This is a genomic window from Acinetobacter sp. ACIN00229 (genome assembly GCF_016106645.1).
GTDB classification, from domain to species: domain Bacteria; phylum Pseudomonadota; class Gammaproteobacteria; order Pseudomonadales; family Moraxellaceae; genus Acinetobacter; species Acinetobacter oleivorans.
In genome coordinates this window covers 1-25,463 of the sequence record NZ_JADWOM010000004.1, presented here as the reverse complement: position 1 = coordinate 25,463, position 25,463 = coordinate 1, and the positions used below count along the sequence as shown (strand labels likewise).

At 40.2% G+C, this 25,463-nt stretch carries 23 protein-coding genes and 1 pseudogene; 17 read left to right on the top strand and 7 right to left on the bottom strand.

Features of this window, described 5'->3' with window-relative positions:
- Positions 1-132: 132 nt before the first annotated feature.
- The 7 genes from I7H67_RS04325 to I7H67_RS04295 all read left to right on the top strand — a co-directional run bounded on the left by I7H67_RS04325 (position 133) and on the right by I7H67_RS04295 (position 5,860).
- Positions 133-420 carry a phenol hydroxylase subunit gene (locus I7H67_RS04325; RefSeq protein WP_077168217.1) on the top strand — a complete coding sequence of 96 codons (288 nt, stop codon included), beginning with the start codon at positions 133-135 and terminating at the stop codon, positions 418-420.
- A 21-nt stretch (positions 421-441) separates the two neighbouring features.
- Positions 442-1,443, top strand: a complete 1,002-nt coding sequence (locus tag I7H67_RS04320) for an aromatic/alkene monooxygenase hydroxylase subunit beta (protein WP_192836408.1) — start codon at positions 442-444, stop codon at positions 1,441-1,443.
- Between the two features lie 11 nt (positions 1,444-1,454).
- On the top strand, positions 1,455-1,721 hold the full coding sequence (locus I7H67_RS04315) for an MmoB/DmpM family protein (RefSeq protein ID WP_000049450.1): 267 nt from the start codon (positions 1,455-1,457) through the stop codon (positions 1,719-1,721).
- 45 nt (positions 1,722-1,766) lie between these two features.
- Positions 1,767-3,293, top strand: a complete 1,527-nt coding sequence (locus I7H67_RS04310; RefSeq protein ID WP_198307171.1) for an aromatic/alkene/methane monooxygenase hydroxylase/oxygenase subunit alpha — start codon at positions 1,767-1,769, stop codon at positions 3,291-3,293.
- 59 nt (positions 3,294-3,352) lie between these two features.
- A complete protein-coding gene (locus I7H67_RS04305) occupies positions 3,353-3,715 on the top strand; it encodes a phenol hydroxylase subunit P4 (RefSeq protein WP_198078862.1) in 363 nt (120 codons plus the stop codon).
- 14 nt (positions 3,716-3,729) lie between these two features.
- Positions 3,730-4,791, top strand: coding sequence for an NADH:ubiquinone reductase (Na(+)-transporting) subunit F (locus I7H67_RS04300; RefSeq protein ID WP_198307170.1), 1,062 nt, complete (start codon positions 3,730-3,732; stop codon positions 4,789-4,791).
- Positions 4,792-4,978: 187 nt separating this feature from the next.
- Entirely contained in the window at positions 4,979-5,860 is an 882-nt protein-coding gene (locus tag I7H67_RS04295) for a transporter (RefSeq protein ID WP_198307169.1), read from the top strand.
- 48 nt (positions 5,861-5,908) lie between these two features.
- Here the strand turns inward: I7H67_RS04295 and I7H67_RS04290 are convergent, their stop codons facing one another.
- Both I7H67_RS04290 and I7H67_RS04285 read right to left on the bottom strand, forming a co-directional pair.
- Positions 5,909-6,868 carry a LysR family transcriptional regulator gene (locus I7H67_RS04290; protein ID WP_004702719.1) on the bottom strand — a complete coding sequence of 320 codons (960 nt, stop codon included), beginning with the start codon at positions 6,866-6,868 and terminating at the stop codon, positions 5,909-5,911.
- A gap of 44 nt (positions 6,869-6,912) precedes the next feature.
- Positions 6,913-7,042, bottom strand: a pseudogene (locus tag I7H67_RS04285) (hypothetical protein).
- Between the two features lie 106 nt (positions 7,043-7,148).
- Here I7H67_RS04285 and benA point away from each other — a divergent pair.
- The 7 genes from benA (at position 7,149) to I7H67_RS04250 (ending at position 15,310) form a co-directional block, all read left to right on the top strand.
- Positions 7,149-8,531 (top strand): benzoate 1,2-dioxygenase large subunit, encoded by a 1,383-nt coding sequence (benA, locus tag I7H67_RS04280; RefSeq protein ID WP_009389073.1) that lies wholly within the window; start codon positions 7,149-7,151, stop codon positions 8,529-8,531.
- Positions 8,528-9,028, top strand: a complete 501-nt coding sequence (gene benB, locus I7H67_RS04275; protein WP_174728966.1) for a benzoate 1,2-dioxygenase small subunit — start codon at positions 8,528-8,530, stop codon at positions 9,026-9,028. The genes benA and benB overlap by 4 nt, the downstream gene beginning before the upstream one ends.
- A 71-nt stretch (positions 9,029-9,099) precedes the next feature.
- Complete coding sequence (gene benC, locus I7H67_RS04270) at positions 9,100-10,116, top strand: benzoate 1,2-dioxygenase electron transfer component BenC (protein ID WP_004702725.1); 1,017 nt, start codon at positions 9,100-9,102, stop codon at positions 10,114-10,116.
- A gap of 18 nt (positions 10,117-10,134) precedes the next feature.
- A complete protein-coding gene (locus I7H67_RS04265) occupies positions 10,135-10,920 on the top strand; it encodes a 1,6-dihydroxycyclohexa-2,4-diene-1-carboxylate dehydrogenase (protein ID WP_198307168.1) in 786 nt (261 codons plus the stop codon).
- 57 nt (positions 10,921-10,977) lie between these two features.
- Positions 10,978-12,171 carry a benzoate/H(+) symporter BenE gene (gene benE / locus I7H67_RS04260; protein WP_198307167.1) on the top strand — a complete coding sequence of 398 codons (1,194 nt, stop codon included), beginning with the start codon at positions 10,978-10,980 and terminating at the stop codon, positions 12,169-12,171.
- Positions 12,172-12,650: 479 nt separating this feature from the next.
- Positions 12,651-14,009 (top strand): aromatic acid/H+ symport family MFS transporter, encoded by a 1,359-nt coding sequence (locus tag I7H67_RS04255; RefSeq protein ID WP_198307166.1) that lies wholly within the window; start codon positions 12,651-12,653, stop codon positions 14,007-14,009.
- Between the two features lie 44 nt (positions 14,010-14,053).
- Positions 14,054-15,310: an OprD family outer membrane porin gene (locus I7H67_RS04250; protein WP_198307165.1), complete on the top strand. Its 1,257-nt coding sequence runs from the start codon at positions 14,054-14,056 to the stop codon at positions 15,308-15,310.
- 105 nt (positions 15,311-15,415) lie between these two features.
- Here the strand turns inward: I7H67_RS04250 and I7H67_RS04245 are convergent, their stop codons facing one another.
- Both I7H67_RS04245 and hrpA read right to left on the bottom strand, forming a co-directional pair.
- Positions 15,416-16,522: a beta-ketoacyl-ACP synthase III gene (locus I7H67_RS04245; RefSeq protein WP_198307164.1), complete on the bottom strand. Its 1,107-nt coding sequence runs from the start codon at positions 16,520-16,522 to the stop codon at positions 15,416-15,418.
- A gap of 95 nt (positions 16,523-16,617) precedes the next feature.
- Positions 16,618-20,475, bottom strand: coding sequence for an ATP-dependent RNA helicase HrpA (gene hrpA, locus I7H67_RS04240; RefSeq protein WP_198307163.1), 3,858 nt, complete (start codon positions 20,473-20,475; stop codon positions 16,618-16,620).
- Positions 20,476-20,827: 352 nt separating this feature from the next.
- Between hrpA and ahpC the strand changes: the two genes are divergently transcribed.
- Both ahpC and I7H67_RS04230 read left to right on the top strand, forming a co-directional pair.
- Complete coding sequence (gene ahpC, locus I7H67_RS04235; protein WP_003652649.1) at positions 20,828-21,391, top strand: alkyl hydroperoxide reductase subunit C; 564 nt, start codon at positions 20,828-20,830, stop codon at positions 21,389-21,391.
- A gap of 252 nt (positions 21,392-21,643) precedes the next feature.
- Positions 21,644-21,853 carry a KTSC domain-containing protein gene (locus I7H67_RS04230; RefSeq protein ID WP_004793625.1) on the top strand — a complete coding sequence of 70 codons (210 nt, stop codon included), beginning with the start codon at positions 21,644-21,646 and terminating at the stop codon, positions 21,851-21,853.
- 51 nt (positions 21,854-21,904) lie between these two features.
- On the opposite strand, the gene I7H67_RS04225 is transcribed toward I7H67_RS04230, so the two are convergent.
- Positions 21,905-23,098, bottom strand: coding sequence for an alkane 1-monooxygenase (locus tag I7H67_RS04225; RefSeq protein ID WP_198307162.1), 1,194 nt, complete (start codon positions 23,096-23,098; stop codon positions 21,905-21,907).
- A gap of 120 nt (positions 23,099-23,218) precedes the next feature.
- Between I7H67_RS04225 and I7H67_RS04220 the strand changes: the two genes are divergently transcribed.
- Positions 23,219-24,253 (top strand): helix-turn-helix domain-containing protein, encoded by a 1,035-nt coding sequence (locus tag I7H67_RS04220; RefSeq protein WP_198307161.1) that lies wholly within the window; start codon positions 23,219-23,221, stop codon positions 24,251-24,253.
- Here the strand turns inward: I7H67_RS04220 and I7H67_RS04215 are convergent.
- Both I7H67_RS04215 and I7H67_RS04210 read right to left on the bottom strand, forming a co-directional pair.
- Positions 24,245-24,832 carry an O-methyltransferase gene (locus tag I7H67_RS04215; RefSeq protein ID WP_198307160.1) on the bottom strand — a complete coding sequence of 196 codons (588 nt, stop codon included), beginning with the start codon at positions 24,830-24,832 and terminating at the stop codon, positions 24,245-24,247. The two genes, I7H67_RS04220 and I7H67_RS04215, sit on opposite strands and share 9 nt — an antisense overlap.
- A 45-nt stretch (positions 24,833-24,877) precedes the next feature.
- Positions 24,878-25,096: a DUF1653 domain-containing protein gene (locus I7H67_RS04210; RefSeq protein WP_049837791.1), complete on the bottom strand. Its 219-nt coding sequence runs from the start codon at positions 25,094-25,096 to the stop codon at positions 24,878-24,880.
- Positions 25,097-25,463 lie beyond the last annotated feature (367 nt).

Below are 25,463 nucleotides of genomic sequence, written 5' to 3'. Positions count from 1 at the left end.
CTGCACTTTTAATAAAAATACTAAGCAATTGTTTTTAATTATAAAAATAAAGTTGGCATAGCTTTTGTAAAGCTTATAGCGAGAGCAAGGAGCATTCATCAATTTCAAGACCATGTCTTGATGGAGTACAGCATGACGCAACCTCAAGTCGAAGCATTAACCAAATATATTCGGGTCACTGGCGACTTAAACGCAGAGTTTATCGAATTCGATTTTGCCATTCACGACCCCAGTCTATTTGTGGAACTGGTTTTGCCTAAACATGCATTTAATGATTTTTGTAAGACCAATCAAGTGGTTGAAATGACCCAAGAGCAGCAAGCTTTTAATGATGCTCAGGAAGAAAAATGGCGCTATGGCACTGAAGCCACCTTAGTCGGCACGCAACGTAATAGCAATGATCACGATGATCTGATGTAAAAAATATAAGGAGATAAAGCCATGACTTTAGAAATCAAAACGTCAAATGTCGAACCTATCCGCCAGAACTACGCCTATATCGAAAGACGATTTGGTACTAAGCCAGCAACTCGATATCAAGAAGTAAGTTTTGATGTACAGGCAGAAACTAACTTTCACTATCGTCCTTTGTGGAAACCTGAAAAGACCTTAAATGATAAAACCCATACTGCCCTGCAAATGCAAGACTGGTATGCATTTAAAGATCCACGTCAATTCTATTATGGAACTTATGTTCAACACCGTGCGCGTTTACAAGACACCGCCGAAAGTAATTTTGCTTTTTTTGAAAAACGTCAGCTTGCAGAACATTTGTCTGATGAAGTCAAAGCCAAGGTTATTGAGTGCCTATTGCCATTTCGCCACATTGAACAAACTGCAAACTTACACATGATGTCTGGCAGTGCCTATGGATATGGCACCGTACTTACCCAAGCTTGTATTTATGCCGCGATGGATCATTTAGGAATTGCGCAGTACATCTCACGCATTGGTCTAGCTTTAGATGGTAATAGCGGCGATTCATTACAACAGGCAAAACAGGCTTGGATGCAACATCCTGCGTGGCAAGGCTTACGACGTTTGTGTGAAGAAAGCCTCACCGAGCAAGATTACTTCAAACTTTTCTTATTACAGAACCTTGTGATTGACGGCTTTGTGACCGAGCTTGTCTATCAACAGTTTGATCAGTGGTTAGTGAGTCAAAATGCTCGCGACTTAGCCATGCTGACTGAGTTTATGAAAGACACTTTAGGTGATTTACGTAAGTGGTCAGACACCGTCATTAAAACTGCCGCAGCAGAGTCCGATCATAACAAACAGCTATTAAATGAATGGTTCACTCAGTCTTTAGCTCAAGTAAAAGCAGCTTTTACGCCGTGGGCAACAGCAGCCTTAACAGCAGAGGCAATTGATCAAGCAGAACAAGTTGTGATTGATCGCGCAAAAAAACTCGGTCTACAACCAGAACTGGCAAAAGCTTAAGGAGAAGCAACATGTCTAAAGTCTATCTCGCATTACAAGACAACGATACTTCACGCTACATCCTCGAAGCGATTGAAGAAGATAACCCTGAAGCTTCAATTCAGTATTTACCCGCCATGATTCGCATTGAAAGTGAAACTGACTTGGTGATTAAAGCTGAAACCGTATCTGAAAAGCTAGGCCAAGATTGGGACATCCAATCGTTACAACTCAACATGATTACGCTGGGCGGCAATGTCGAAGAAGATGACGATACTTTCCGCCTTCACTGGAATTAATCACAACATAGACGTTGTTTAACAAAAATTTAAGGATGATCAATCATGACAACTCAAACGAAAGAAACCAGCAAAAAGTTAAATGCTAAAGATCGTTACCGCGCATTAACCCGTGATCTGGACTGGGACTTTTCCTATGCTGACCGTAAAGACGCGTTCCCTTATGAAGAGTTTGAAGGCATCAAAATTACGGACTGGTCTAAATGGGAAGATCCTTTCCGTTTAACCATGGATGCTTACTGGAAATATCAGGCAGAAAAAGAGAAAAAACTTTATGCGATTTTTGATGCGTTTGCTCAAAACAATGGTCAGATGAATGTCAGCAATGAACGCTACTTAAATGCGATCAAACTCTTTTTAACGGCGGTTACGCCACTTGAATATCAGGCTTATCAAGGCTATGCCCACGTAGGCCGCCAGTTTAGTGGTATTGGAGCACGTATTGCTTCTCAGATGCAGTCGATTGATGAGCTGCGTCATGTACAGACTCAAATTCATGCCATGAGCCATTACAACAAGTTCTTTGATGGCTTTCAGGACTGGGCGCACATGCATGACCGCGTTTGGTATTTGTCTGTGCCTAAATCATTTTTTGAAGATGCCCGTTCTGCTGGCCCTTTCGAATTTTTATTAGCGATTAGTTTTGCTTTTGAATATGTACTTACCAACTTGCTATTTGTTCCGTTTATGTCGGGTGCAGCTTATAACGGCGATATGGCAACCGTAACCTTTGGTTTTAGTGCGCAGTCAGATGAAGCGCGCCACATGACGCTTGGTCTGGAAATCGTGAAATTCTTGCTCGAACAACATGAAGACAATGTACCTATTGTGCAGGAATGGATTGATAAATGGTTCTGGCGTGGGACGCGTTTACTTTCAATTGTGGGCATGATGATGGATTACATGCTGCCAAACAAAGTGATGTCTTGGAAAGAAGCTTGGGAAGTTTATTTTGAAAAAGCAGGCGGTGCGCTATTTAAAGATTTGAGCCGTTATGGCATTCGTATGCCGAAATATAGCGATGTCATTGTGAAAGAAAAAGAGCATGTCTCACATCAGGCATGGTGGATTTTCTATAACTTTGGTCATGCTGCCGGTTTCCATACTTGGATTCCAACCGAAGAAGAAATGGATTGGTTATCGGCTAAATATCCAGACACTTTCGATAAATACTACCGTCCAAAATGGGAGCTGGCTCGCAAAATGGAAGCCGAAGGTAAACGCTTCTACAGCGCAGGTTTACCACAGCTTTGTCAGGTTTGTCAGATTCCAATGACCTTTACCGAAATGGGCGATGATCCGACTCAGTTTAGTTATCGCCATAGCATCTACCAAGGCGAACGCTACCACACTTGTTCAGATGGTTGTCATGACATTTTCGAGCGCGAACCTGAGAAATATATACAAGCATGGCTACCTGTAAATCAAATTTTACAAGGTAACTGTGGTGGCGGTGACCTCGAAACCATGCTCCGTGATTATTACCGCATGAATGTCGGCGCCGACAATCTGGATATTGAAGGCTCACCAGACCAACAACGCTGGAAAAAATGGAAAGGTAACGCAGCTTAAGCACAAGGAATTATTCAGGCAGTCATCAAACTGCCTGATAGGAAATAAGGAGATTGAACATGACTGTTCGCGCGATACACAACAACTATCAATTTGAACCGCTTGATCTGCAAAAAAATTATGGCGATCAATTCTTACTTTACGTGGGTTGGGATCATCACACCCTTTTTTGCTCGGCACATGCCATGCTTGCCTCACCTCAACAAACTTTTGGACAGTTGATTGAGCAACAAATTACAGGTGGTTTTGCCCAACATCCAGATTTTGCCAAAATTGATTGGTCAAAAGTGCAATATACCTTAGATGGTCAAACAATAAATCCAGAGGGTACACAAAGCTTGGCAGAGCTTGGTTTTGGTCATAAGTCATTACTTCGTTTCGTTACGCCAGAATTAAATGGCTATAACGACAGCTATGTTTAATTCGGAGGTGTGTCATGAGTTATCAAGTCACCATTGAACCGATCGGAACAACGATTGAAGTAGAAGAAGACCAAACTATTTTAGACGCCGCTTTACGCCAAGGTGTTTGGTTGCCCTTTGCCTGTGGTCATGGCACTTGCGGAACATGCAAGGTTCAAGTCACCGACGGTTTTTACGATGTTGGTGAAGCTTCTCCATTTGCGCTCATGGATATTGAACGCGATGAAAACAAGGTACTTGCCTGCTGCTGCAAACCACAATCCGACATGGTCATTGAAGCCGATGTCGATGAAGATCCAGACTTCTTAGGCCATTTGGTTCAAGACTATCAAGCGACCGTAATTGAAATAAAAGACCTGTCGCCGACCATTAAAGGAATCCGACTACAACTAGATCGCTCAATTGAGTTTCAGGCTGGTCAATATATCAATGTCCAATTTCCAGACATTGAAGGAACGCGAGCGTTTTCAATTGCCAATTCACCAAGTGAAGTGGGCATTGTTGAGCTGCATATCCGTAAAGTTGAAGGTGGTGCAGCGACGACTTATGTACATGAACAACTTGCCACAGGCGATCAGCTTGATATTTCAGGCCCTTACGGTCAATTTTTTGTACGAAAGTCAGATGATCAAAATGCTATTTTTATTGCAGGTGGCTCAGGTCTTTCAAGTCCACAATCAATGATTTTAGATTTACTTGAGTCTGAAGATAGTCGTACGATTTACCTCTTCCAAGGAGCACGAGACTTGGCAGAGCTATACAACCGAGAATTGTTTGAACAACTCGTGAAAAACTATCCGAACTTCCGTTATATCCCTGCCCTGAATGCACCAAAAGTAGAAGACCAATGGACGGGATTTACCGGATTTGTGCATGAAGCTGTTGCCGATTACTTTGAAAATCGATGTGGTGGACACAAAGCATATTTGTGCGGTCCACCAATCATGATCGACTCGGCAATTTCAACACTCATGCAAAGCCGCTTATTCGAAAGGGACATTCACACTGAACGGTTCTTAAGTGCAGCCGATGGTGCTGCTGGACAATCGCGTTCGGCTTTATTCAAACATATTTAAAGATAAACCTTTAAGCAATCTGCTTTTTCAAATGAGCTTTGTATTTGCGCTTTAGCGAAAGTAATACAAAGTTCACAGGAGTTCTGCATCCCAAATTTACAGGTTAAAACAGACTCAACTTTTTGAATACCGTTAAGGAATAACGTTTTTTTAGTGACAAGCGAAACAACACAGAATAGGACATTCTATGAATAACAAAATCTCTGCAATCATATGTGGTGTAATCAGCGCCTTTTACCTTCCCTCTGCATTTGCAACAGAAAATGGCGCAGACTCTTTTGCTTTAGGAGCCGAAGGTATGATGGCAGGTGCCCTACCACCTGCTGGTGTCTATTTACTCAGTTATTATCAAAATTACCACGCATCAGAGTTTCAAAATGGTCCCGATCAGTTCCATGTTGATGTCAACGCCGTGGTTCCGCGGTTGGTCTGGATGACCGATCAAAAAATTCTGGATGGACAACTCGGGTTTTATGCAGCCCAGCCATTGGTTGATCTACGGCTTAAAGTAAATGGAATGGCTGACTCAAACCAAGGTCTCGGAGACTTGATTTTGGGTGGTATGCTCGGCTGGCATCAAGGAAATCATCACTGGATTGCAGCCCTAGAAACCGTACTGGGAACAGGTGAATACGACACTCCAAGTACGACACATCCAGTTGAAGCCAATCTCGGGAAAAACTATCATACCATTCGACCTATTCTTGCCTATAGTTATGCCAACGCAGCAGGTTTAGATCTTTCAACTAAACTGTCTTATAGCTGGAATACACGTAACGACGCGACCGACTACCAGTCTGGACAATACATTGCGGGTGACTATAGCTTAGGTTACCGCATTAACCCCAAACTCAAAGTTGCAGTTGAAGGCTATGCTTTTAAACAAACTACAGATGACAAAGTAAACGGAAGTGACATTGGGTTTAAAGGACAGGCTTTTGCAATTGGGCCAGGCATTCAATATGCCGATAAGAACTGGTCTATTGAAGCCAAATTTTTAAAAGAAACCGAAGTCGAATATCGTCCCGAAGGCCATACTAGCTGGCTAAAACTGATTTGGGCTTTCTAAAACACATCAACGCATAGCTTCAGCTTTTGAGGCTATGCCCTGCTTTATTTAAAAATCAATACCGTCTGAATCATCTATCGGATTCTGATCGAGCGTGAAAACGGTGCGTTTATATGGAATCCCTTCAAGATCATACACCTGATAAATACAATCAAATAAAAGCTGTAAGTCTTCACTTCGGTCCATTGCGCGTGCCGTAATGAAAATCGGACTGACTGCACCGTTATCTAAAATCGGAATATAGTTTAAATGAGGAAAGCGAATGGTATCGGCACTGGCAGGAATAATACACAAACCTTCACCCGCTGCAACCAAGCCCAAAGCCAGTTGAATTTCCCGTATTTCATGCATATTTTTTGGAACCAAACTATGCTCGGCAAAAATATTCAAAAGCTGGGTCGAAAAATTCGGTTTCGGCGAAGTGGGATACATAAACATCTTTTCATCAATGAGATCGGCCAGATATACCCCTTCCGTACGCTGAGCAATTGGGTGGCTCGTATGGGCAGCAACCACCAAGCGTTCTTTACGTAGCAAAATACGTCTCACCGCAGGATCACTAATTCTTAAGCGTCCAAATCCAACATCAATACGTCCTTCTTTTAATGCCTGTAGTTGTTCGGTCGTACTTAACTCCATCAATTGAATATTCAAATGAGGTTGTTGTTGTCGAAATAAATAAATGATTCGAGGCAGTAAGCCATAGAGTAAAGACCCAACAAAACCAATCGTCACACTACGTTCAATCAGTCCAATACGTTTGGTCATACTTTTTATTTCTTCAGCATTCGACAAAAGTTTAAGGGCGTGCTGATAAAAGAAATGTCCGGCTGGGGTTGTCTGTAAAGGACGGCTGCCACGCTCAAACAGTTGAATTCCAAGCTCACTTTCCAAATTTTGAATCTGTCGACTCAAAGGTGGTTGAGCAATAAATAGTTTTTCTGCGGCTTTTGTAAAGCTCTGCTCTTCAACAACAGCCACAAAATACCGTAAATGTCTTAGTTCCATAAGGCTTCCATACCTTTAAGATATAAAAAAATGCAAATTCAGTCTTAGACACAGTTTAACCATTCTTTTAAGGTATATACAAGCAACAAACCGATGAAGTGATGAATTGCTTTGTGAAAAAGCCCTCTTGCCAATCTTCCAGTGATTCATCTTCATCAATTCACGGTTAAACACCCAGCGCACTCATGCGCTTCATTGACAATATTAGGATATCAAGACCTTGTAGATCGTAGCTAAGGCCTTGGTGACTTCCACACTTTTGGAAAGTCGGAGAACGGACATGCCACGTATTCCTGTAATCAATACTAGCCATCTTGACCGTATTGATGAATTACTTGTAGATAATATCGATACAGGTGAATTTAAACTTCATCGCTCAGTGTTTACTGACGAAGCCCTATTTGACCTCGAAATGAAATATATCTTCGAAGGTAATTGGGTTTACTTAGCACACGAAAGCCAAATTCCAAATAATAATGACTATTACACCACTTACATTGGTCGTCAGCCAGTCATTATTGCCCGCAACCGTAACGGCGAACTCAATGCCATGATCAATGCGTGTTCACACCGCGGAGCACAACTTTGCCGTCACAAGCGTGGTAACAAAGCAACATATACCTGCCCTTTCCACGGCTGGACGTTTAACAATTCAGGTAAATTACTCAAGGTTAAAGATCCAAGCGAAGCTGGTTACTCGGACTGCTTTAATCAAGAAGGCTCACATGACCTTAAAAAAGTGGCTCGTTTTGAGAGCTACAAAGGTTTCTTATTTGGTAGCTTAAATCCTGATGTTCCTTCACTTGAAGAATTCTTGGGTGAAACCACCAAAATAATCGACATGATTGTTGACCAGTCTGAACATGGTTTAGAAGTTCTACGTGGTTCATCTACCTATACATACGAAGGCAATTGGAAACTCACCGCTGAAAATGGTGCCGATGGTTACCACGTTTCTGCTGTTCACTGGAACTACGCAGCAACAACTCAACACCGTAAAGAAACACAAGCTGCCGATAACATCCGTGCGATGAGTGCAGGTTCTTGGGGTAAACAAGGCGGTGGCTCGTATGGCTTTGAAAATGGCCACATGTTGCTGTGGACACAATGGGCAAACCCAGAAGACCGTCCAAACTTCCCGAAAGCAGACGAATACACCGAAAAATACGGTGAAGCAATGTCCAAATGGATGATTGAGCGTTCACGCAACTTGTGTCTCTATCCAAATGTTTATTTGATGGATCAGTTCGGTTCGCAAATTCGTGTACTTCGCCCACTCTCTGTAAATAGAACAGAAGTTACCATTTACTGTATTGCTCCTAAAGGCGAAGCACCCGAAGCTCGTGCACGTCGTATCCGTCAATATGAAGATTTCTTTAATGCTTCAGGTATGGCAACACCAGACGATTTAGAAGAATTCCGTGCTTGTCAGGCAGGCTACGCAGGTATTGCACTTGAATGGAATGACATGTGCCGCGGTTCTAAACACTGGATTTATGGACCAGACGATGCAGCGAACGAAATCGGTTTAAAACCAATGTTAAGTGGTATCAAAACTGAAGATGAAGGTCTTTATCTTGCCCAACATCAATATTGGTTACACACAATGAAACACGCGATTGCATCAGAGAAAGAAATTGCTGATCAGGGAGAAACAGCATGAGTGCTCAAGACAAAGCAACTTTAGAAAATATTGCTCAGTTTCTCTATCGTGAAGCTCGCTTTTTAGATGATGAACAATGGGAAGATTGGATTGAATGCTATGCACCCGAAGCTTCATTCTGGATGCCAGCTTGGGACGACGACGATAGATTAACTGAAGATCCGCAATCTGAAATTTCACTTATTTATTATCCAGACCGTCAAGGTTTAGAAGATCGTGTGTTCCGTATCAAAACTGAACGCTCATCTGCAACCATGCCGGACACACGCACAAGCCACAATATTGCCAACGTTGAAGTCATAGAACGCGACGGCGACAAAGTTACTGTCCGCTTTAACTGGAATACCTTGAGTTTCCGTTACAAGACAAATTACAGCTATTTCGGTATGTCACGTTATGTGATCGATTTTTCAGGTGATCAACCAAAAATCTTGAGTAAGTATGTCGTTTTGAAAAATGACTACATCAATCAAGTGATTGATATCTACCACCTTTAAGACATGCCCCCTCAGTTAAACGGACTGTTGGCTGAGGGTAAAAGTTTCAAATATTTTGTAGGATACATGCCATGTCAAACCACAATATCGCACTTCAATTTGAAGATGGTGTTACACGTTTTATTAACGTAGCTCAAGGCGAAACCCTATCTGACGCAGCCTATCGCCAAAAAATTAATATTCCTTTGGATTGCCGTGATGGTGCATGTGGAACTTGCCGCGCATTTTGCGAGTCCGGTAGTTATGACATGCCAGAAGAAACCTATATTGAAGATGCATTAACACCAGAAGAAGCTGAGCAAGGTTATATTCTTGCTTGCCAATGTCGCCCAACCTCAGATGCTGTATTTCAAATTCAAGCCTCGTCAGATGTCTGCAAAACAGCAATTCATAGCTTCCAAGGTACATTAGCCCGCGTTGAAAACTTATCAGACTCAACCATCACATTTGATATTCAACTTGATGAAGGTCAACCAGATATTCATTTCCTTGCAGGTCAATACGTCAACGTTGCGATTCCAGAAACTGGTGAAACACGTTCATATTCATTTAGCTCAAAACCGGGCAATCGCTTAACGGGCTTTGTGGTCCGTAACGTACCGAATGGCAAAATGAGTGAATTCTTGAGCAAAAATGCCCAAGCTGGCGACAAAATGACATTTACCGGTCCATTCGGTAGCTTCTATTTACGTAATGTAGCTCGTCCAGTGTTGATGCTCGCAGGCGGTACTGGGATTGCCCCATTTATGTCGATGTTACAAGTGCTTGAAGAAAAAGGTTCGGAACAGCCAGTTCGTTTAGTCTTTGGTGTAACCAATGACTTTGATTTGGTTGCTCTAGAAAAACTCAATGAATTGCAGGCTAAATTCCCATGGTTTGAATATCGAACTGTAGTTGCAAGCCCTGAGAGCAATCATGAACGCAAAGGCTATGTCACTGGTCATATTGAAAGTGACTGGTTAAATGGTGGCGATGTCGATGTTTATCTATGTGGCCCAGTACCAATGGTAGAAGCTGTACGTGGCTGGTTAGAAACTGAAAATATCAAGCCTGCTAATTTCTTGTTTGAAAAATTCTCTGCGAATTAACAGGTGGAGAAGTTGTCTATGTCAAACCGTCAAAGATTTACCGATAAAGTCGTGATTGTTACGGGTAGTGCTCAAGGTATTGGCCGTGGTGTGGCACTGCAAGTTGCAGCTGAAGGCGGCCAAGTCATCATGGCTGACCGCTCTGAATATGTTGAAGAAGTTCTCAAAGAAATTCAGAGTTCAGGTGGCGATGCTGTTACGATTAATGCTGACCTTGAAACCTATGCAGGTGCGCAAGCGGTTGTTGCAAAAGCCATCAAACATTACGGTCGTGTAGATATCCTGATTAATAATGTAGGCGGCGCGATCTGGATGAAACCTTTTGAAGAGTTTTCCGAAGAAGAGATCATTAAGGAAGTAAATCGCTCATTGTTTCCAACATTATGGTGCTGCCGTGCTGTATTACCTGCCATGATTAAGCAACAAGCGGGTGTTATTGTAAATGTCTCTTCAATTGCAACCCGTGGTATTAATCGTATTCCCTACTCTGCATCTAAAGGTGGTGTAAATGCTCTAACAGCATCGCTTGCTTTTGAACATGCTAAAGATGGAATTCGAGTCAATGCCGTTGCGACTGGCGGAACAGAAGCACCACCTCGCAAAGTACCACGTAATGCTAATCCGTTAAGTCAAAATGAAAAAGACTGGATGCAGCAAGTGGTTGATCAAACCATAGATCGAACATTTATGGGCCGTTATGGCACAATTCAAGAACAAGTAAATGCAATTTTATTTCTTGCATCAGACGAAGCATCCTATATGACTGGCTCGGTTATTTCGGTCGGAGGTGGAGATCAGGGTTAACCCTGATCTTTTTGCATGATTGTGTAAATAATATGATTCGCATGGAGGCAATCAAACATGGCAACCCTGTTAAAGACATTAAAAAATGACTGGTCTATATCAGCAACAGTTGCGGGCTTTCTCGCGGTTTTAATTTCTTACTCAGGCCCACTGATTATTTTTTTCCAAGCTGCTCAGCGTGCCCATGTGTCCACCGACATGATGGTGTCATGGATTTGGGGAATCTCAATTGGTGCCGCCGTTTCAGGTATTTATCTTTCTATTAAATATAAAACACCTGTCATCACCGCGTGGTCTGCACCGGGTACGGCCTTGTTAGTTACCTTATTTCCACACGTCTCGTTGAATGAAGCGGTAGCCGCCTATATTACTTCTGCCATCGTTATTTTTTTAATTGGCATTACTGGTTATTTCGACAAGTTACTGAAGTGGATTCCGCAAGATGTCGCTGCCGGCATGATGGCGGGTATTCTTTTTCAATTTGGTATTGGCCTATTTACCGCGTCTGATAGCATGCCTTTTATTGTCTTTAGCATGCTTATTGTCTTTTTAATTGCCAAACGTTTAATGCCGCGCTACACCATGATTTGGGTGTTAGCTGCTGGAGTTTTATTAAGCCTCATTTTAGGCAAGATGAATCCGGTTGATGTGAGTTTTAGTTTAGCTATTCCACAGTGGATTAGCCCAGAATGGACATGGAACTCAACTCTTAACCTTGCTCTTCCTCTCATTTTAGTCAGCCTAACCGGTCAATTTTTACCGGGTATGGCGATAATGAAACTCAGCGGTTATGAAACTCCAGCCAAACCCATTATTACTGTCACCAGTATTGCCTCTTTAGCTGTTGCCTGTGTCGGCGGTATTACAATTGTGCTTGCCTCAATTACCGCAGCTTTATGCATGGGCAAAGATGCACATGAACTGAAAGAAAAACGTTACATCGCAGGAATTGCTAATGGGATTTTTTATATTTTAGGAGGCTTATTTGCTGGCAGTATTGTCATGCTATTTAGCTTACTTCCTAAAGAGTTGGTTGCAGCACTGGCAGGTTTAGCCTTGCTTGGAGCAATTGCCACTAATATTTCTGTTGCCATGAAAAATGATAGTCAACGCGATGCTGCGCTTATTACTTTTTTAGCTACGGCATCAGGCATGCATTTTCTGGGATTAAGCTCAGTTTTTTGGGGTATTTGTATTGGTGTAATCGCCCATTTCATTCTCACACCACGCTCAACGCCAGCCACAAATTAAGTTTTTTATCTAAGCACCCGCCACTAAAATAAAACCTCAATCGCCAAATCAGGATGCAAATAATTTGCTAATTCTGATTAGGCGATTTTTTATTGAATATAGATTAAATTTCATTTTTAAGATCAATTTCTAAAATAATTAAATAATAGACTTTAGTATTTTATTTTTATATTTTCACTTCAACTCATAATACAAATTTAACGATATTTTTAGCTGTGATTATCATCAATAAAATATATAAAAAAACATCTATAAAATACTTAAAATTCTCATCATACAATATTTAACCCCATTTTAAAGACACAACACAGTCAGCTAGAACAATAAAAATAAATATATATTTTTCAAATAATTAAACCAATAAAATCACAATACCTTAAAGACATAAAGATATATCAATTAGGTTTTTGACTCTAATCCAATAACAAAATAGTTTATTAAAAAATAACGCGATGCTTCACAAATTGGAGGTGAAGAAAATGGATATGAGCAAGGTAAATATTAATGAGTTAATTGATAAGGCCAGTTTTACATCTTTTCATTGGAAAGTTTTAATCTGGTGCTTACTTATTATTATTTTTGATGGATATGATTTAGTTATTTATGGGGTTGCTCTTCCTCTCTTAATGCAGCAATGGTCATTAACTGCGGTAGAAGCTGGTTTACTCGCCAGTGCTGCTCTATTCGGGATGATGTTCGGTGCCATGATTTTCGGCACACTTTCAGACAAACTGGGACGTAAAAAAACCATCCTGATTTGTGTCACCTTATTTAGCGGATTTACCTTTATAGGTGCCTTTGCCAAAGGACCAACTGAGTTTGCTATTTTACGCTTTATTGCAGGCCTTGGTATTGGTGGCGTTATGCCAAACGTCGTTGCGCTTATGACCGAATACGCACCAAAAAAAATCCGCAGTACATTAGTCGCAATTATGTTTAGTGGCTATGCAATTGGCGGCATGACATCAGCGCTACTTGGTGCATGGCTCGTGAAAGACATGGGCTGGCAAATCATGTTTTTAATTGCGGGTATTCCTCTGTTATTGCTCCCACTCATTTGGAAATTTTTGCCAGAGTCTCTCACCTTTTTAGTGAAATCAAACCATAGCGAGCAGGCAAAAAGTATTGTTTGTAAAATTGCGCCAGAAACGCAGGTAAACGCCAATACACAACTGGTGTTAAACGAAAGCACAACCACAGATGCACCTGTCCGTGCGCTTTTCCAACAAGGCCGTACCTTCAGCACATTTATGTTCTGGATTGCTTTCTTTATGTGCTTACTCATGGTGTATGCCTTAGGAAGCTGGTTACCTAAACTCATGCTGCAAGCGGGCTATTCATTAGGTGCGAGCATGTTGTTCCTGTTTGCACTCAATATTGGCGGCATGGTCGGTGCAATTGGCGGCGGTGCTTTAGCAGATAGATTCCATTTAAAACCTGTTATTACGATCATGTTTATTGTGGGATCAGCAGCTTTAATTTTGCTTGGCATTAATAGTCCGCAATTTATTTTATATAGCCTGATTGCGATTGCTGGTGCTGCCACAATTGGTTCGCAAATCTTACTCTACACTTTCGTTGCACAGTTCTATCCAACAGCACTTCGTTCAACTGGCATGGGCTGGGCATCTGGAATTGGCCGTATCGGTGCGATTATCGGACCAGTTTTAACCGGAGCCCTACTCACACTTGAGCTTCCTCACCAAATGAATTTCTTAGCGATTGCAATTCCGGGTGTGATTGCTGCACTTGCAATATTTATGGTCAATCTTAAAGCCTCTGTTGCCGCACAAACGCCATCAACTTTTAACCCTCAAAACACGCTTACCCAGCAGTAAATATAAATGCGCCGAGGACTGGCGCATCTTTTTGGAAATGGATTATGGAATTATTACACCGCTTTAAGCCACGTGCTTTAACTTTCGCGACTTTAGTGTTGATGTGTGGCAATTCATTCGCTGCAAATCCAAATCAGCAGCCCGAAGATGAATGGAAATTCACTTTAAAAAATGCCTATATCAACCGTAATTTTGATAATGATGCCTTAAAAGATACTGGCAGTTGGTCTCAGGCAGCGTCTTTATTTTATAAATCGAAAATGCATGACACTCCGTTAGTCATAGCAGACAAGCCAATCACAATTGGGGCCGATGCATCGGTTCAATACGCCGTGCGCTTGAGTTCAGACAAACATGTCGCTGACACAGTTTTGCCTTTTAATAAAGAAACTCAGTCACAAGCATCCGACTTTTTAAAATACGGTGTAACTTTAAAACTGGGCTACGACAAAACCCTTTTAAGTGTAGGTGAACTCTGGTTAGACCTGCCTGTAACGGCTGTGGATGCCAGCCGACAATTACTTGCTTCTTATTGGGGAACTAATCTTAAGTCACAACTTTCAGATCAGCTTTATGCTGAAATTGGTCGGGTTGAAAAAGTCTCTCCACGAAATGAAGAAGACTTTAAAAAGTTTTCTTTCACATCAAATGGAATCACTAAAGAATCCGATGGATTGAATTATATTGACCTACGCTATCAATTTACGCCGTCTTTAAAGGGCGAATATTATTTTGGTAATTTAGAAGACCTCTACAACAAACACTATGTTGGACTTGAGCATAATTGGAAACAACCTAATTTTGCCCTCACCTCTAAGTTTAAATACTTTAATGCAAAAGATGACGGCAACACTTTTGATATTGATGCGCAAAACATTGGGGTGTTAGAAACACTTAAAGTAAAAAATCATACCTTTGGTTTAGGTTATCAACAAATTATGGGTGAGTCGGCTTATCCATTACCAGATGGTTTCTTACCAGAGACGTATTTCATTAACTGGAATGCTACTGGCTTCTTTAAAGAAGATGAAAAGTCTTACCATGTGATGTACGGCTATGACTTTAAAGACTATGTACCAGGCCTAAATGCGATGGTGAAATATGTTTACGGAAATGACTTTAAAGCAGCCAATGGTGAGAAAAATCATGAAACCGAGTCTAATGTGATTTTAAACTACGCATTTCAACAACCATTCTTAAAAGGTGTTGCCCTGCAATACATTCGGATTGATTACAACGTAAAACATGGCAATGACTTTGGTGAAGACCGCTTGTTTGTAAACTACACCAAAAAGTTTTAATAAATTTTGATTTAATCTAAGCGGGCCAATTTTGGCCTGCTTTTTTATATTATTTCGCTCATAAAAAAACGCTCTTACGAGCGTTTTTTTAATTAATCTTGTAGCTTAAGCAACATGCTTTTGTACAACAATCGAACCCACTGAATAACCAGCACCGAAAGATGAAATCACGCCATACTCGCCATTATCTACTTCGTGGCCTGTACGGTGTAAAGCAATAATAACGCCTGCTGAAGAGGTATTTGCAAACTCATCTAAAATAATTGGTGCACGGCTTAAATCAGCTTCTTTACCAGCAACATATTTCAAGATTAGTTCATTCATGTTGGCATTGGCTTGATGTAACCAGAAACGCTTAATATCGTTTGCAGTTAACTGCATTTTCTCCAACTGCGCATTAATGATTTTTGCCACTAACGGACAAACATCTTTAAATACTTTGCGGCCATCTTGACGGAATAACTTGTCATCAACCACTGCATCTTCGCTACGGTTTAAGAAACCGAAGTTATTGCGAATGTTGTTTGAAAATTGAGTAAATAAATGAATATCTAAAATTTCAAAACCAGTCTTAGTAGTCGTTTCTTCAATAATTGAAGCCGTTGCAACATCACCAAAAATGAAGTGACAATCACGGTTACGGTAGTCTAGGTGACCCGATGTAATCTCAACGTTCACCAATAAAACACGGCGAGCACCTGAACGAATTGCATCTGCTGCTTGTTTCAAACCAAAAGTAGCAGCAGAACATGCAACGTTCATGTCGTAGGCATAACCTTGAATGCCAAGTGCCGACTGAATTTCAATCGCTACAGCTGGATAAGCACGCTGCATGTTTGAACATGCCAAAATCACAACATCGATATCTTCAGCAGTTACGCCTGCATTTTCCATTGCCTGTCTCGCAGCAATGACGCCCCACTCTGCTTGAAGTGAAAGTTCATCATTTGAACGTTCAGACAAACGAGGACGCAAACGATTTGGATCAAGGATACCTGATTTCTCAATCACGTAACGGCGCTTAATACCAGACGCTTTTTCAATAAATTCAGCACTAGAACCACGTAATTCTTCGAGTTCACCTGCTGCAATTTTCTCTGCATTCTCTTGGTTATATTGTTCCACATAAGCATTTAAACTGTCGGCCAGTTCTTCATTAGAAATGATTTCTGTTGGGTGAAATAACCCAGTACCTGTGATACGAATGCCCATGTAAAACTCCTAAAAAAATGAATAGGGTCTGTTAATCTTTCATTTATAAATTGCGTTGTAGGCTAAACAACAACATAAACAGACCCCGATCTATCTTAACTGATTCCCAAACGATCCCATAACTTTTGCAGTCGAGTTGGTGAAATAGGCATCTTGGTTTTCATCGGTTGAGAAAATAAAGAAATGCGGAATTCTTCCAACATCAAATACAATTCTTTGATTTTTGGATCGTTTTTGAATTTAAATACCTTGTCCATCCATGGATCGACATTATCAATAGCGGCATGATCTCGCTGTAGATTATTTGGCAATCGATCTAAACGCAATAGCAGCGCTTTTAAATATCGCGGATATTCCTGCCAAAGATCGACTGGTTGGCAATAAACAAAATTACCAAGTGACATTAAATCTAGCTGATCTTCAATATCATCAATGCTACGGCCAAATATGTCTCGGTCAAGCACTAAAAGCTGACGGCGAATTTGCTGCCACTGTATATAAATATCACTTAATTGCTCAAGTGCTTGCTGACCATGGGTCAAAAATTGCTTTTTAACTTGCTCAAGCAGTTTATTAAATTCATCTGCATTAATTGGCAAAGTTGTAATTGCCATTTGCAACGTAGCATAGACCAACATCTGCTCAAGCTTAGCTTTATCACCCAAAGGTGAATATGCCAAAGCAAGCGGTTTTGAAATCTGCTTTTTCAACTGGCGAACCAAATCGCCAAGTTGCATATGGACCAGACGGATAATCCCTTCACGATGTTGCTTAATGGCTTCAGCCTGATCATTAAAAGTCTGAATAACAACGCCTGAGTCATCTTTAGCTTCAATTTCAGCAAAAGCTTTTGTAGGGACCAAAGCCTGATATTGTTTCACAACAACACCCGTCACTTTATGTGAAGCCTCAAAAGTAAAATTATCAGGGAAGTTTTTAAACTCACCTTTTTGCTGTTTCACTGGGCGATGTGTTTCTACGCGGCAACGCGCTTTTAACTCAGGTAAATCACGCCCTTTTGCAATCAACTTCCCTTTTTCATCAATAACCTTAATGAAAGGCACCAAATATGGATCAATGCGTTCAAACGAGAAATCTTTGTCAGTAATTTGCTCACCACGTAAGGCAAAAGCTAAATAACTAAAAATATGTTCACGCAAATGTACTGCATCAATGCCTTGCATGAGCTTACGAGCCGTATCTGGAATAGGCACTACATTACGACGCTTGTCTTTAGGTAAAGCTTTCAGTAATGCCTCAATTAAATCTTGGCGCCAACCCGGAATTCCCCATGACCACATATTTTCATCAACTTGAGGCAGCGCCTGCACAGGAATTTGAACAGTGGCACCATCTTCATCATGACTCGGGTCAAAATGATATGTTGTTGCTAAACGTAGCTGCCCATTGTGTAGATGATCTGGGAATTGCTGCGTTGTTGGTCGGTCATTTAGCCAGAGTGAATCATCTTCAATAAATAAATAACGCGGATGATTTGCTTCTACCGTTGCACGCCAGTCTTCAAAACTACGACGGCTTGCGATTTCTTCAGGAATCTTAGAGGCGTAAAACTGATAAATCGTTTCTTCATCGACGACTAAATCACGGCGACGCAATTTATCTTCAACTCGCTCCACTTCTTCAAGTTTAAGCAAGTTGTGTTTTAAAAATGGTGGAATCGTACCCAAATTACCAGTGGTTAATGCATCGCGTAAGAAAATTTCATGAGCAGCAGGCTGGTCAACTTTCTCAAAATTAATTAAGCGCTTTGGTTCAATAATTAAACCAAACAGCGAAATTTGCGCATACGCATTTACGATCCCAGCTTTCTTGGACCAGTGCGGCTCAAAATAGTGATATTTCAATAAGTCACGTGCAGCAAGCAAAATCCATTCAGGGTCAATTTTGGCTAAAGTACGTAAGTACACTTGAGAGGTTTCGACCATCTCAAAAGCCATCACCCAAGAGGTATTGGTTTTGTGCAAAGTACTTGCAGGAAAAACTTTAGCCTTTTGCTGACGCACTGCCATAAAGATATTGCGCTCATCAGTTTTATTGGCAATAAAAGACAATAAACCTGTCAGCAATGCACGGTGCAAGTTTTCATAATTTGCAGCTTTTTCATTAAAGCTTAGTTTTAAACCTTCTGCTAACTCAACCAATTGCTGGTGTGTCTGCTTCCACTCACGTAAACGTAACCAACTTAAAAAATTCTGCTTAGCAAACTGACGTCGTTTATTTTCAGACATCCCTGCTTCACCTTTAGGATTTAAAGTATCCCAAAGTTTCAAATAAAACAGAAAATCTGAATCTGCTTCTTTAAACAAAGCATGCTTTTGGTCAGCCTGCATTTGTTTGTCGGCTGGTCGCTCACGCGGATCTTGAACTGCTAAAGCACTCACGACAATTAAGATTTCTTTGAGTACGCCAAAATGAGCACCACCCACGATCATACGAGCGAGTCGTGGATCAATTGGCATACGTGCCATCATTTGCCCGACTTTAGTCAGCTCATTTTTCTTTTCGTTAAGTGCCCCTAACTCAATGAGTAACTTACGACCATCATTTACAAGACGGAAATCTGGTGGCTCAATAAAATCAAAGTTTTCTAACTCACCCAAACCTAAACTGTGCATTTGCAAAATAACAGAAGCCAAATTGGTTCGTTTAATTTCAGGTTCGGTAAATTCGGGGCGGCTTAAGAAGTCTTCTTCGCTATATAAACGAATACAGACACCCGCCGCAATACGACCACAACGCCCTTTACGCTGATTGGCAGCAGCTTGAGAAATTGCCTCAATTGGTAAACGTTGCACACGTGAACGGTAGTTATAACGAGAAATACGGGCAAAACCGCTATCAATCACATAACGAATATTTGGAACTGTAAGCGCTGTTTCGGCCACGTTAGTCGCAATAATAATACGACGCCCTTTTCCACCCGGACTAAAAATCTTTTGTTGTTCAGAAACAGCTAAGCGCGCATACAAAGGTAAAATTTCGGTGTGTCTTGGCCCATACTTTTGCAAGGTTTCCTGCAACTCACGAATTTCTTGTTCTGTACTTGAGAAAATTAAAATGTCGGCATGTTCGGGGTGACCTTTTGCTTCTGCGTCAGCAAAGCATTCTTCTACTGCCTGTACGACTGCTCGAGGTAAGTTTTCTTCGAAATCATCAAATTCATCGTCATCACTTCCGCCAATATTCATTTCTGAAATTGGACGATAAAGCACTTCAACTGGATAACTACGACCTTCTACTTCAAAAACTGGTGCATTATTAAAGTAATTACTGAAACGATTTACATCTAAAGTTGCCGAAGTCACGATAACTTTTAGGTCTGGGCGTTTTGGCAGTAACTGCTTTAAATAGCCCATAATAAAATCGATATTGAGTGAGCGTTCATGCGCTTCATCAATAATGATCGTGTCATATTTAGACAAGAAACGGTCATTGCCTAACTCAGCAAGCAAAATACCATCGGTCATTAACCGTACAATTGAATCTTGCGAACCTTGTTCATTAAATCGGATTTTAAAACCAATCGATTCACCAAGCTTTTCTCCGACTTCTTCTGCAATACGCTGAGAAACACTACGTGCAGCTAAACGACGAGGCTGTGTATGACCAATCATACCTGTTAAGCCACGGCCTGCTAACATGGCAATTTGAGGAAGCTGAGTGGTTTTACCTGAACCTGTCTCACCTGCCACAATAATGACCTGATGTTTTTGAATCGCATCAATTAAACGGTCAGCATATTGAGAAACAGGTAGTTCCTGATTCAGTTTAATTTTAGGGAGACGTTCAAATCGCTGCCTTACTTTGGCATTCGATTGTTCAAATAATTTTTCAATCTCTGCTGTATTGGCTTTTTTATCTTTACGCAAACGATTTAAACGGTAACGATCTCTTGCCATTACCCACTGATCAATATTTAAATCATTCTGCACAGACAAATTTTCCTGAAAATACAACAATCCTCTATTTTACGCTCTAATGCCCTTCAGGTAAAACACTTGGTTTTTTATATATTTTTAATTTTTTAAAATTTTACCCTTGAATTTTGACTAGGTAGACTTCATGTTGTTATGCAAGTTTCTTTTACTATAACTGTCATTTGATTTACATGTTTTTGCAGTCAAATCGAATACAGTGTTTGGGGACTTAAAAATCGTAAATTTATCACTTATTCAATTTTCCGATTTTAGTCATGTAAAAATACTATTTCCCCAATAAAGAATTTTTATTTATTCTACATCTCGTAAACAAGTTTAAATATAAACCTCAATCATGGAGACAATGATGAGCTTGATTAATACTGAAGTTAAACCATTCCAAGCAACTGCTTACCACAACGGCCAATTTGTTGAAGTTAACGAAACTAACCTTAAAGGTAAGTGGTCTGTTGTATTCTTCTATCCAGCTGACTTCACTTTCGTTTGTCCAACTGAACTTGGTGACTTAGCTGACAACTACGCTGAATTCCAAAAACTTGGTGTTGAAATTTACGCTGTATCTACTGATACACACTTCACTCACAAAGCTTGGCACGACACTTCTGAAGAAATCAAAAAAATCCAATATCCATTAGTTGGTGACCCAACTTGGACTCTTTCTAAAAACTTCGACGTTCTTATTGAATCTGAAGGTTTAGCTGACCGTGGTACTTTCGTTATCGATCCAGAAGGTAAAATCCAAATCGTTGAACTCAACGCTGGTGGTATCGGCCGTGACGCGTCTGAACTTCTTCGTAAAGTAAAAGCTGCTCAATACGTACACGCTCACCCAGGTGAAGTTTGCCCAGCTAAATGGAAAGAAGGCGAAGCAACTCTTGCTCCATCTATCGATCTAGTTGGTAAAATCTAATTTTTTAGATTAGACCAATACGTCTGAAACCACCCTTTTTAGGGTGGTTTTTTTATTGGTTATTTTTATAAATCTAAGCCCTATTCTCTACTCAAATTTTATAGCTAATTTTTTACAATTCTTATACTTATAAATTTATAGCAATATTCATTTATGAATTGTCAGCCTGCTTAACTTAGAGTACTGTCGAATTATGAAACAAAAGAGCTTTATATATGTATTAAAAGATCAAACAAAAGTAGGAGTAGTTATATGGAAAAATCTGTTGTTGTAACCTCTTGGAAATACGATGTTTCTTCACGCTATTTAAAAATTTTCTATAGCAATGGCTCAGGTGAGCTCTACCATCCAGTTCCAGAGTTTATCTACAATAATTTGTTACGTACCAATGATAAAACTGCATTTGTTCACAAATATCTTGAGTTTGATCTGCATTTTAACAGGCTCCGTATTTCTGCTTAATCATAAAAAATCAGCCCAATGGGGCTGATCTGTTTTTATATCTTTTGGCTATTAAGCCGCGTCATTTTGCCCAATATATTTTTCTAGCATTTTTTCCTTCACATCAATATGCATATTGATTTTACTAAGGTCACCCTTATAGTGCTCGACAACGCGATCATCCATAATTTTTGACCACCAAGATGGAATAAATGCAGGCAAAATCATTGCACCATAACCTGCTGGTAATTGCGGCGCATCTTCAAAGTGACGTAAAGTCTGAAAGCTACGAGTTGGATTGGCATGATGATCTGAATGGCGTTGTAATTGATACAAAAATAGATTGGTCACCACATTATTATTGTTCCAGCTGTGCTCTGGCAAAGTACGTTCATATTGGCCATTTTCTTTCTTTGCACGCTTTAAACCATAATGTTCAATGTAATTCACCGATTCAAACAAAGTTATTGCATACGCAGCCTGAGTAACTTGAAATGGAATCGAACGCGCACCAAATTTCGCAAACATGGCTGCATGGTACACAGCCGACATTGCCCAGCCATGAATCAGCTCATTTTCCTTACAGAAGAAAGGCAATTTTTTACGTTCTAAACGATTTTTTTCAATTTCAATCGCCGATTTAAAGCTGCCAATTACAGTACGTGGTAAGAACTTCCAAAAGGTTTCGCCAAATTGTGAAGATGCAGGGTCTTCAGGTGTCGCAACGCGGCGGTGGTGTCCATAAGGGTGTTCGATTCGGAAATGGTTATAACCCGAAGGCGCTAAGGCTAAATGAGATAAATAATGTTCAAGCTGCCCATTCTTGTGGCTAAGTTCATGTGCCGTATTAATAGCAATCCCATTAACCATTCCCACCAAAGTTCCAAGTAAAACCTGATCAGCAAGAGGTGTATTTTTACGACTGGCTAAATATGCTCCATAAATATTGGTCGCATATTGCAAAGGAATAAAAAGTTTAACAATGCGAGCATAATACGGATCTGCTTCTAAATCCGCGATTGCGTCTAATGGCGGATTTTCCTTGTCTTCTCCAATCAGTTTATCTAATGCTGGAATAACACCATGAAGAAATAATGGCCCAAATGAAGCGAAGAATTTTTTAGTTTTTTTAGGACCAAATTGATAGCCTGCTAACCCACCCATTGCAATGGTCGGTACAGCCAAACCCAATAGCCATAAATGACGTTTCTTATCCTTAAATGTTGTTGTCGCTTGCTCGACATCCAGTTGAGTATGCATATTCATTAGAGACTCCAATCAAACACAAAATGTTTTGCTTGAATTGATTGTGCTCGTTCATAGCCCCTCTATATTATCATTTTAAGACTTGCTATTATCATTTTAAGACTTTGCTGAGTTTTTCTTGTGCAGAAGCAACAGATTCCTGTTATCCCATCACGTTATTATTTACGACTGATTGAAATTTTAATCGGTACGCATCAATACGATAATGATTTATTGGCGGCATTCCAACAAGAACTATCAAAAACAGAATTATTATCGATTCAACAAATTGAACAATTCATTGAGATGGGTTTAAGTCTACCCAATACCCAAGACCTAGCATTTGAACTGGGTAAAAATATCAAGCTCAGCTCACATAGTCTGGTCGGTTATGCGCTAATGACCAGTCCTAATTTGGAACATGCTCTTAGGCTCATTGCACAATATTTTAGACTGATTATGCCCAGTTTTAAGCTCAGCATTCAGTTTCCGACCAATCAGCAAAAGGTTGAACTATTATTTGAACCGATTTTGCAGATGAATAAGCAATGTTTGGCCTTTCATATTGAAGCGATTGCCGTGGCATTTTACTACAGCCTGTTAGAATTGGCAGGTCAACAATTACAACGCTACCAAGTGTATTTGAGTGTTCCAGAGCCGAGCTATCAAGAACGTTACATATCCTTAGTAAAAGCTAATTTTCACTTTAACTATACGTGGCTTTCAGGTATACGCGTGGTGATTGATCAGCAACAATTAGCACTACCCTTGCCTCTAGCTGACGCACATAGTCTAAAAATAGTTGAACAACGCTGTCAGGAACAAATCCAGAAGATCTATCATCAAGGTGAAATTGTTGAATGGGTTAGCATGATGTTGCGGCAAGCCAATCAAGTCCCAACCCTAATGGAATGTGCCAAAGTATTAAATATTTCGACCAAAACTTTGCAACGCTATTTACAACAGCAAGGCGTTGAATTTCAAAATTTAAAGCAACAGATCAGCACTGAGCGTGCCATTGATTTATTAGAGAATTCTACCTTTACCATTACCCATATTGCCTATGAACTGGGCTATTCCAACCCTGCCAATTTCACCCGTGCATTTAATAAAGTACACAGCTGTAGTCCACAAGCTTATCGCCAAGAATATATTAAGAAAGCGAATCTACTTTAAAACCACCAGACTTAAACCTGCGCCTACCGGCAAAATACTGCTCATAAAATTTTCATCTTTTTTAATTAAAGATAAGAATGAACTTACTTCCGCCGCATGTGAAATAACCTTATCAATAATAAGAACACCACCTTTGGGCTTCACCAGACGCTTTAAATCGGGCCAATAATTTTCGTAAGCATTACGCTCAGCATCTAACAAAATAAAATCGAACGTTTCGTGAGTTTCTTTTAAATAATCAGCGGCATCCCCTATCCAAAAATCAACCACTTCATCTAATGCTAATTCAGTCGCATGGCGTTTCGCCTCGGTGCTACGATTGGCATCAATTTCAAGCGTGGTTACTTTTCCGTGAGTCGATTGTGCAGCCTCAGCAAGCCATAGAGTAGAATAACCCGTTGAAGTCCCGATTTCTAAAATTGATTTGGCTTGCTGCATTCGGATAAATTGCGACAGAAGTTTTGCAGATTCAGCCTCAATATTTCGATAGCGTAGCAAGCGATCTGACTGCTGGGCATCATGTCGTTTAAAGGTGTCATATAAATCTGCAACTCTTTGTAAGAAAAAAGTATTTGGCATATCTTCACCCTTTAAAATCGTTATTTTATATGACAGCCGTTTGAGTTAAGTGCTTTGAATTAACTTGAATCTTGGCACGATACTTCCATCAGCCATTTGAACCGTTTCAGTAAACATATCAAGCGGACGTACCCAAGTTGAATAGTCACCATAAAGACACTGATAAACCACGAGTTGCTCTTCAGTCTCGCTGTGTTTTGCCACAGAAAAAACTTGATAGAGATTACCTTTATAATGCTGATAAATGCCGCGTTGCAATGACATGAAAGTACCTTTTAATGTTATGACATAAAATCTTTACAGCCATATAACATATATAAATTTTTAAACACTTTCACTTTAAAAGATAAAAAAGAGTAATAAAGACTACCTAAAGACAAATTCCACTTTAACTTCTTGATATTACTTATAAGTGCCAATCAACATTCAAAAAACCGATTAAATCTATAAAAACATACTGTTTCACCTATTCTGTGTTTTAACGTACTATGCATCTATTGAAAGAATTTGGATGCATTGGAGTAAAAAACAGATGTTAGATCAAAACATTAAAACTCAATTAAAAGCTTACTTAGAACGTTTAGAAAGTCCAATCGAATTAGTTGCTGCTTTAGATGAGTCAGATAAAGCT